The sequence below is a fragment of the Actinomycetospora atypica genome (assembly GCF_042653685.1).
Taxonomy (GTDB): domain Bacteria; phylum Actinomycetota; class Actinomycetes; order Mycobacteriales; family Pseudonocardiaceae; genus Actinomycetospora; species Actinomycetospora atypica.
The window spans coordinates 202,953-211,488 of the sequence record NZ_JBHSIV010000008.1; the positions used below are offsets into that span (position 1 = coordinate 202,953).

Genomic DNA, 8,536 nt, shown 5'->3' on the forward strand with positions numbered 1-8,536 from the left:
ACCCGTGAGCACTAATCCGTGTCCAGACACGGACTAGTGCTCACGAGCGCGGAGCGCACCTCCCGCTTGAGCACCTTCCCGACGGCGTTGCGGGGGAGCGGGTCGGTGGTCGTCCGGATCGTCGTGGGGGCGGCGAACGCCGCGATCCGGGACGCGACCCGGTCGTGCAGCGCGGCCTCGTCGGGAACGGTCCCGGGCGCGTGCACGACGACCGCGGCGACCTCCTCGCCGTAGGTCGGGTGCGGGATCCCGACGACCGCGGCGTCGAGCACCCCGTCGACCTCGAGCAGCTCGGCCTCCACCGCCGCGCAGTAGACGTTCTCGCCACCGCGGATGACGACGTCCTTGAGCCGGTCGACCACGCGGACCACGCCGTCGTCGACGCGCCCGAGGTCGCCGGTGCGGAACCAGCCGTCGACGAACGCCGCGGCGGTGGCCTCCGGTGCGTTCCAGTAGCCGCGCACCACGTTCGGGCCGCGGAACCACAGTTCGCCGACCGCGCCCTCACCGAGGTCGGCGCCGGTGTCGGGGTCGACGACGCGGACGTCGGCGCTCGGGACCGGGCGGCCGACCGCGTCGGGGGCGGCGAGGTAGTCCTCGCCCTGGTTGAAGGCGATCCCGGCCGTGGTCTCGGTGAGCCCGTAGCCGTTGCCCGGCGACCCGATCCGCGCGACCCGGCGGACCAGCTCCGGCGGGATCGGGGCGCCGCCCATCCCGATCCCGGTGACCGTCGACAGGGCGCCGAGGGCGTCGTCGGCGATCGCGGTCCGCAGCAGGTCGCTGGCGATCGTCGGGACCCCGGCGACGGCGGTGAGCCCCTCGGCGGCGATGACCCGCAGCGCCTCGCGGGCGTCCCAGCGGTACTGCGTGGCGAGCACCGAGCCGCCCACCGTCGCGTTGACCATCGCGCACAGCCCGGCCACGTGGAAGATCGGGAACGCGAGCAGGACGCCCGGGCGCTCCGGCGGCGCGACCCCGGTCCGCCGGGCCGCGAGGGTGGCCAGCAGGCCGCGGTTGTGGACGTCGGTGCACAGGTTGCGGTGGGTGCCGATCGCGCCCTTCGGGCGTCCCGTGGTGCCCGAGGTGTAGAGGATGAAGGCGTCGTCGTCGGGGGCCGGCTCGTGGCCGCCGAGGTCGTGCACGGGCTCGCCGAGGAAGTCGTCGAACGAGGGCGCGCCCTCGCCGCGCACGACGACCACGGGGACGTCGTCCGGGGTGACGTCGCGCAGCACCGGGGCGCGCTCGCCGTCGGCCACCACCAGCGAGGGGGCGGCGTCGGCGACGGCGTGCTCGAGCTCCGCGCGCTGCCACCAGGCGTTGAGCGGCACCACCACGAGGCCCGACACCCACGCCGCCCAGCACAGCGGCGCCCACTCGGGGTAGTTGCGCAGGCAGATCGCCACCCGGTCGCCCGGGCGCAGCCCGGCCTCGGCGTAGCGCCGCGCCAGGGTCGCCACCCGCACCCGGTGCTCGTCGAACCCGACCCGCTCGCCGTCGTGCACCGTGAAGGTGCGGTCGCCGTGGGCGGCGGTCGCCGCGTGCGCCTCGCGCAGGGTCTGCGGCGCGGTGACGTGGACCCGCAGCGGCACCCCGTGGACCACCGCCTCCCCGAGTGCGAAGGGCCCGCCCGGGGCGGTGAGCTCGGCGACGATCTGGGCGCGGGACGCGGCGGGCACGACCACGGAGTCTGCTCCGGCGGCGCGCCCGGTGCCCGGTCCGGATCCGTTTCGCCCGGTACGGCGTGTGGCCCGAGCCACGACGGGGTATATCGATCAAGAACCCCGGGATCGGCGTCTCCGTCGTCGGCCGGGCGAGGAGGTCGTCATGAGCCTGGACGTCGCACTGCCGGTCACCACGAAGGTCGCCCTGCCCGTCGACGCCCGGAGCCCCCTCCCCGACGCGGCCACGCTGAGCTGCCGCCTGCACGCCGCCCTCGACCGGGCGGCTGTCGCGGGCCTCGACGTCGAGCTCCACCTCGACGCGTCGCAGCCGCTGTCCGGCCCTCAGGCGAAGGTCCTCGCCTGCGCCCGGGAGAGCGCCGCGGTCCGCGGGATCGCCCTGCGCGTCGTGGCCTGAGTCACACTCGCCACGGACCACCCGGTCGGGCCGGCGCCGCGCATTCTGGGGAAGCTCTCAGAAGTCGCGGCGTGTCGCCCCCGTCGATCACTCTGCGTCCCCTTCGCCCGACCCGGGCGGTAGGTCCGGTTGATGTCGAGAAGCGACGAAAAGCCCAGCTCAGCGACCTGTACCCGGTCGTCGGGCGGGATCTTCGGCGTGCACACTCCTCGTCGCCGGGCCGCAACGATTCCCCTCCGTGACCGTTGGGGGTGCGGCACACCGCACCACCGACCGCGAAGGAAGCCACCATGGGTCGTCACCACCGCGCCTCCCGTTCCCGGATCGAGGGACACGGCGGGCGACTGCGGGTGGGCGGGAGTGTGGTCGGCGCCGTGGGCGGGGTCGGTCTCGGTCTCCTGCAGCTGGCAGCCCCAGCAGTCGCCGCCCCCGCGCCGGCCGCGGCCCCCGCCTCCGCGCCCCACAGCGCCACCCCGTGCGCGGTCACCGCGAAGGCCTGCGTCGACATCTCGGCGAAGAAGGCCTGGCTGACCGACGGCCACGGGAAGATCGTCTACGGCGCCGTGCCGATCACCACCGGCGCGAAGGGCTACGAGACCCCCACCGGCACCTTCACCGTCATGTGGAAGGACAAGGACCACCGCAGCGACGAGTACGACCACGCGCCGATGAACAACTCCGTGTTCTTCGCGCCGGGCGACGCGTTCCACGAGGGCAGCCTGCAGCGCGACTCGGCCGGGTGCGTGCACCTCTCGCACGAGGCGTCGGAGCGCTTCTTCGACTACCTCCAGGTCTACGACCAGGTGCAGATCGTCCCCTGACCGCCTCCGGTCCCCGGCCGCCTGCCAGGCTGACTCCATGGCCGGCACCCCGGACGAGCGCGACGAGCGCATCGCCCTGCTCCTCGACTACGAGAACCTCGCGATCGGGGCCCGGGAGGGGTTGGGGGTCAGCCCGTTCGACTTCGGCCCGGTGGCCGACGCCCTCGCCCTGCGCGGGCGGGTGGTGGCGCGGCGCGCCTACGCGGACTGGTCGTTCTTCGACGACGACCGCCGGCTCCTGGCCCGCGCCCAGGTCGAGCTGATCGACATCCCGCAGCGCGTCGGCGGCTCCCGCAAGAACTCGGCCGACATCAAGATGGCCGTCGACGCCATCGAGATCGCCTACGAGCGGTCCTGGGTCACCACCTTCGCCATCGGCACCGGCGATTCCGACTTCACCCCGCTCGTGCACAAGCTGCGCGAGCTCGACAAGCGGGTGATCGGCATCGGAGTCGCCTCGTCGACCTCGCGGCTGCTGCCCCCGGCCTGCGACGAGTTCCTCTTCTACGACCGGCTCGTCGAGGCCGCCCCCAGCCCGGCCCCCGCGCCCGCCCCCGTCCAGGAGGAGCCCGCGCCGGTCGTCGGGCAGGTGGAACCGGCGGCCGAGGAGGCCGCGGCCCCGGCCGACGAGGCCGTCGAACGGGTGGTCACGCGCACCCTGTCCGGGCTGGCCCGCCGGGGCGACGGCCCGGTGCTCGCGTCGCGGCTCAAGCGGGCCATCCTGCGCCAGGACCCCACGTTCGACGAGGCCGACCACGGGTTCCGCGGGTTCGGGGAGCTCCTGCGTCACCTGCAGTCGCAGCGGATCATCGAGCTGCGGGAGGGATCGGCGCACGGCGACCCGGAGGTCACCTTCCCGGTCGACGAGCCGGCCGAGGACGACGCGTTCCGCGTTCTCGCGGAGGTGGTGGGGGAGCTGTCGCGCCGGGACGGCGGGGTGCCGCTGTCGGGGCTCAAGGACCAGGTCCGCAAGCGCCGCCCCGACTTCAGCGAGAAGACCTACGGCTACGCCTCGTTCCTGTCCTTCGCCAAGGCGGCCCGCGCCCGCGGCGTCATCACCATGGCCTACGAGCAGGTCAACGGCGACTGGTACCTCGAGCCCGCATGATCACCGCGACACTTCAGTACCTACTGAGGTATTGACCATGTGAGCCGGACGGCCCTAGCGTCGGCGTGCTCGATCCGCCCGACGAAGGAGCTGCCCTCGTGACCACTGCCGGCGCCGCCGCACGCGCTCGCGTCACCGCCACCTCGGCGGCGACGAACATGCCCTACCTGATCGGTTCGCTGGTGGTCGGGCTGCTGCTCTTCTACTTCATCGGGTTCGACGAGGGCGCGACCTCGCTGTTCGGCGACACGACCGTGGTCCACGAGTTCGTGCACGACGCCCGCCACTTCCTCGGCTTCCCCTGCCACTGATGCACGCGAAGGACGTCATCCCGCGGGCGGCGCTCGCGGGAGCGGTGGCAGGTCTCGTCTCCTGGGTGTTCGCGCTGCTGTTCGCCGAGCCCCTCATCCAGGCGGCGATCGACTACGAGGCCGACCGCGGTGCGGCGGAGGAGGCCCTCGACGCCGCCGCCGGCATCGCACCCCCGGCCGAGGGGCCGGAGGTCTTCACCCGCACCGTGCAGGGCGTGTTCGGCATCGGCGCTGGCATGGTGCTCACCGGGATCGCCCTCGGGCTGCTGTTCGCGGTGGTCTACACGCTGCTGCAGGGCCGGGTGGCGGTGCGCCCGCGCGTCCTGGCGCTGCTGGTGGCCGGGGCCGGGTTCCTCACCCTCTACGCCACCCCGTTCCTCAAGTACCCGGCGAACCCGCCGGCCGTCGGACACGACGAGACGATCGGCGACCGCTCGGCGCTCTTCCTCGTCATGGTCGTTGGCTCGGTCGTCGTCCTGGTCGTCGCCGTGCTCGTCGCCCGCGCGGTGCGGGCCCGGGTGGGGACGTGGAACGCCGCGCTCGTCGGCGGGCTGACCTACGTCGTCCTCGCCGGCGTGCTCATGGCGGTGCTGCCCTCGCTCGGGGAGCTCGCGGCCAACGTCGCCACCTACGGCCCGGCCGTGGGCGAGACGCCGCAGCCGCTGCGCGACCCGGCGGGTCGGATCGTGTTCCCGGGCTTCGACCCCGACCTGCTCTACTCCTTCCGGCTCTACGCGCTCACCGCGCAGGTGCTGCTCTGGGGTCTGCTGGGTCTGGTCTTCGGGGCTCTCGCGGAACGCGCGACCGGCCGCTCGGACGCCGACGCGGCCGAGCGCGAGGCCGTGGAGGTCTAGGTCCTCGGTACGACGACGGGGGTGGTGCGGCCGGGTGCCGCGCCACCCCCGTCGTCGTTCGTCGCCGGACGTAGGGTCGCAGCGCCCAGCACGGATCAGGAGGCCCGGGATGACCGACGAACGCCCCACCGCCGACCCCGACGTCGTCGACGTCGCCGACCGGCACCGCTACGAGCTCCACGTCGACGGCGCCACGGCCGGGTTCGCCGAGTACGCCCGGCGGACCGACCCGCACGGCGACGGGGAGACGATCGCCTTCATCCACACCGTGGTCGAGGACGAGTACTCGGGCCGGGGCCTCGCGGGCCGGCTCGCCCGCGCGGCGCTCGACGACGCCCGAGTCCGAGGGCTCGCGGTCCTCCCGTTCTGCCCGTTCATCAAGGGCTGGATCGCGAAGCACCCCGACTACGTGGACCTCGTCCCGGCCCGGCGCCGCGAACAGTTCGACCTGGTCGCCGTCGACGGGTAGTTTCTTGCGCTCACGACAGGGTTGTCGACGAGCGCGGGAGGTCCGGCCATGGCCACGGATGCGGGGACGGCCCGGCCGGGAGGCGCCAGCGCCGCCCTCGAGACGCTGCCCCTGTCCCGCTGGCACCGCACCATCGTCGTGCTGGTGGGGATCGGGTCGTTCTTCGACCTCTACGAGGTCTTCCTCGGCGGGGTGCTCGCCCCGATCCTCGCGAAGGAGTTCGCGCTCGGGTCGACGGGCAAGGCGGCGGTGGTCGCGAGCGGGTTCCTGGGGATGTTCGTCGGCGCGAACGTCCTCTCGGTGCTCGCCGACCGGCTGGGGCGGCGGCGGGTCTTCCTGCTGAACCTGCTCACCTACTCGCTGTTCAGCCTCCTCGCCGCGTTCTCGCCGAACATCGAGACGTTCCTCGTGCTGCGCTTCCTCGCCGGGATCGGGCTCGGGTGCGAGCTCGTCCTGGTCGACACCTACCTCGCCGAGTTCCTCCCCGCGAAGGTCCGGGGCCGCTACATCGCCTGGGCCTACACGGTGGGGTTCCTCGGCGTCCCGGTCGCGGCCCTGCTCGGCGGCAAGCTCGTCGCCGCGCAGGAGATCGCGGGCGTCGAGGGATGGCGGTGGCTGCTCGTCGCGGGGTCGCTCGGGGCGCTGTTCGTGATCGTCATGCGCCGGGTGCTGCCCGAGTCGCCGCGCTGGCTCGAGTCGCGCGGCCGCCCCGAGGAGGCCGAGCGGGTGGTGCGCGACGTCGCGGCGCGGGTCGGCGCCCCGCACGCGGTCGACGAGCTCCCGCCCCGCCTCCCGGTCGACCCCGTGGTCGCGCGGTCGACCGGGGAGGTGCTGCGGATCGCCTTCACCGACTACCGCCGGCGCACCGTCATGCTGTTCGTCTTCCAGATCCTGCAGACCGTGGCGTACTACGGCTTCGGCACCCTCGCGCCCCTCGTGCTGGTGAGCAAGGGGTTCGAGATCACCGAGTCGCTCGGGTACGCCGCCCTGAGCTTCGCCGGCTACCCGATCGGCTCGCTGCTCTCGGTGCCGCTGGTGGAACGGTTCGAGCGCAAGTACCTGATCATCGGATCGGCGCTCGCAATCGGCTTCTTCGGCATCGTGTTCGCGGCGGCGTCGACGCCGTGGCTGATCGTCCTCGCCGGGTTCCTGCTCACCACGGCGAGCAACGTCTTCTCCAACTCGTTCCACATCTACCAGGCCGAGATCTTCCCGACGGCCATCCGCTCCACCGCCAGCGGCGTCGCCTACTCGCTCTCGCGCGGCACCTCGGTGGTCCTCCCGTTCATCGCGGTGCCCCTGCTCGCGACGGCGGGACCGGTCGCGGTCTTCGGCGGGTCGGCGGTGCTGATCGTCGTGCTCTGTCTCGACGTGGGCCTGCTCGGGCCCCTGACGAACGGCCGGGCCCTGGAGGAGGTCCGCTGAGTTCGGCCTTCGGCCTCGTGCGTGCGTCTCCGTGCTGGAGGACGGGAACGCACGCACGCAGCCGCAGGCTCGACGGCCGGAGGCTCAGTTGACGCAGGGCACGGTCGGGGCCGCCGTCCCGGCGTCCTCGGCTGGCACCGCCGGGGCGGCGCTGGTCTTCGGCGCGCGGCTCCCCGGGGCGGAGCCGCTCCCGGCGCCGGCCGACGACGACGAGCCGCCCGCCTTCGGGGCCGGCGTCTCCTCCGCGGACCCGGAGGCGGTCTCGGAGATGTACTCCTGGACCTTCTCCGGGTCGACCTGAACGGCCTCGCCGTCCTCCTCGGTGTCGTAGCTGGCCGAGACGATGGGGATCGTGTGGAAGGCGATCGACCCCGAGCTCACGCCCTGCAGCTGCGACGCGAGGTTCAGGACGTCGAGCCCGCGGTCGACCGTGACGGCCTTGTCCACTGCGTCGACCAGGGCGTTCCGCTTGGCCGAGTCGGTGATGGTGTCCGACGAGAGCACGGTGCGGGCCATGCTGGAGAGGAAGACCTGCTGGCGGCGGGCGCGGTCGAGGTCGCCGCCGGGCAGGCCGTGGCGCTGGCGCACGAACGCGAGGGCCTGGGGTCCCGACACCGTCTGCTGGCCCGCGGAGAACTTCGCCCCCGAGAACGAGTCGTTCACCGCCTTGTTCAGGCAGACCGGCACGCCGCCGATGGCCTCGCTGATCTGGGCGAACCCGGCGAGGTTCACCGCGCCGAAGTGGGTGATCGTGAGCCCGGTGAGCCCCTCCACCGCGCCGATCGTGGTCCGGGCGCCCGCCGCCCCCGCCTGGACGGCGAGGGCGTTGCCGGAGACGCCGTCCTTCTGCAGCTCCTGGCGGGCGGCGTTCGACCCGTAGGCGTAGGCCGAGTTGATCTTGTGCTTGCCGAAGCCGTCGGGCAGGTCGACGTAGGAGTCGCGGGGGATCGAGAAGCCCGTGGCCGCGCCGCCGCCCCCGGGGATGTGCAGCACCATGATCGTGTCGGTGGAGTCGCCGCCCGCGTCGCTGCCGCCCGCGTTGAGCGAGGCGAGGACGTCCTTCGGCAACGGGTTGCCGAAGCTGTCGGTGCGGCTGTCGAGCCCGACGAGCAGGACGTTCTGGTCGGTGCCGAAGATCGAGCCGAACGACGTCGAGATGACGTCGACGCGCGAGAGCCCGGAGTCGAAGGTCCGCGCGACGAGCACGGTCGCCCCGCTGAGGAGCAGCACCAGCACCGAGGCGGCGGCCAGCACGAGCACGGCGATCCGGCCGCCCCCGAGTCCGCGGGCGCGGTCGAGCAGGGCCTGCGCGCCGGCGGCGCGGCCGCCGCCGGCGGGCTCCTCCGGGGTCTCGACGCCGGGGGAGGGGGCGACCCTCGTCGGGGTGGGCGCGGGCCGCCGGGGACCGGCGCGGTCGGGCGGTGTCGGGCCGGGTCCACCCGGGCCGGGTGGAGGCCCCGCGGGCGGGCGGC

At 73.6% G+C, this 8,536-nt stretch carries 9 protein-coding genes; 7 read left to right on the plus strand and 2 right to left on the minus strand.

Annotated elements, in window-relative coordinates; genetic code table 11:
- Positions 1 to 11: 11 nt before the first annotated feature.
- Positions 12 to 1,676, minus strand: coding sequence for a class I adenylate-forming enzyme family protein (locus ACFPBZ_RS10475; protein WP_378035981.1), 1,665 nt, complete (start codon positions 1,674 to 1,676; stop codon positions 12 to 14).
- Positions 1,677 to 1,824: 148 nt separating this feature from the next.
- Between ACFPBZ_RS10475 and ACFPBZ_RS10480 the strand changes: the two genes are divergently transcribed.
- From ACFPBZ_RS10480 to ACFPBZ_RS10510, 7 genes are all read left to right on the plus strand, one after another.
- Complete coding sequence (locus ACFPBZ_RS10480; RefSeq protein WP_378035982.1) at positions 1,825 to 2,076, plus strand: hypothetical protein; 252 nt, start codon at positions 1,825 to 1,827, stop codon at positions 2,074 to 2,076.
- 290 nt (positions 2,077 to 2,366) lie between these two features.
- Entirely contained in the window at positions 2,367 to 2,897 is a 531-nt protein-coding gene (locus tag ACFPBZ_RS10485) for a L,D-transpeptidase (RefSeq protein ID WP_378035983.1), read from the plus strand.
- A gap of 37 nt (positions 2,898 to 2,934) precedes the next feature.
- Positions 2,935 to 4,005 (plus strand): NYN domain-containing protein, encoded by a 1,071-nt coding sequence (locus tag ACFPBZ_RS10490; RefSeq protein WP_378035984.1) that lies wholly within the window; start codon positions 2,935 to 2,937, stop codon positions 4,003 to 4,005.
- Between the two features lie 98 nt (positions 4,006 to 4,103).
- A complete protein-coding gene (locus ACFPBZ_RS10495) occupies positions 4,104 to 4,316 on the plus strand; it encodes a CbtB domain-containing protein (RefSeq protein WP_378035985.1) in 213 nt (70 codons plus the stop codon).
- Positions 4,316 to 5,170, plus strand: coding sequence for a CbtA family protein (locus ACFPBZ_RS10500; protein WP_378035986.1), 855 nt, complete (start codon positions 4,316 to 4,318; stop codon positions 5,168 to 5,170). The genes ACFPBZ_RS10495 and ACFPBZ_RS10500 overlap by 1 nt, the downstream gene beginning before the upstream one ends.
- 109 nt (positions 5,171 to 5,279) lie before the next feature.
- Positions 5,280 to 5,639: a GNAT family N-acetyltransferase gene (locus ACFPBZ_RS10505; protein ID WP_378035987.1), complete on the plus strand. Its 360-nt coding sequence runs from the start codon at positions 5,280 to 5,282 to the stop codon at positions 5,637 to 5,639.
- 48 nt (positions 5,640 to 5,687) lie between these two features.
- Positions 5,688 to 7,064, plus strand: a complete 1,377-nt coding sequence (locus ACFPBZ_RS10510) for an MFS transporter (protein WP_378035988.1) — start codon at positions 5,688 to 5,690, stop codon at positions 7,062 to 7,064.
- 84 nt (positions 7,065 to 7,148) lie between these two features.
- Here the strand turns inward: ACFPBZ_RS10510 and ACFPBZ_RS10515 are convergent, their stop codons facing one another.
- On the minus strand, positions 7,149 to 8,324 hold the full coding sequence (locus ACFPBZ_RS10515) for an LCP family protein (RefSeq protein WP_417281523.1): 1,176 nt from the start codon (positions 8,322 to 8,324) through the stop codon (positions 7,149 to 7,151).
- Between the last annotated feature and the right edge of the window lie 212 nt (positions 8,325 to 8,536).

Excerpts from the sequence above, each read along its gene's own strand:
- ACFPBZ_RS10480 (WP_378035982.1), top strand. The coding sequence starts at position 1,825 with ATGAGCCTGGACGTCGCACTGCCGGTCACCACGAAGGTCGCCCTGCCC.
- ACFPBZ_RS10485 (WP_378035983.1), top strand. The coding sequence starts at position 2,367 with ATGGGTCGTCACCACCGCGCCTCCCGTTCCCGGATCGAGGGACACGGC.
- ACFPBZ_RS10490 (WP_378035984.1), top strand. The coding sequence starts at position 2,935 with ATGGCCGGCACCCCGGACGAGCGCGACGAGCGCATCGCCCTGCTCCTC.
- ACFPBZ_RS10500 (WP_378035986.1), top strand. The coding sequence starts at position 4,316 with ATGCACGCGAAGGACGTCATCCCGCGGGCGGCGCTCGCGGGAGCGGTG.
- ACFPBZ_RS10505 (WP_378035987.1), top strand. The coding sequence starts at position 5,280 with ATGACCGACGAACGCCCCACCGCCGACCCCGACGTCGTCGACGTCGCC.
- ACFPBZ_RS10510 (WP_378035988.1), top strand. The coding sequence starts at position 5,688 with ATGGCCACGGATGCGGGGACGGCCCGGCCGGGAGGCGCCAGCGCCGCC.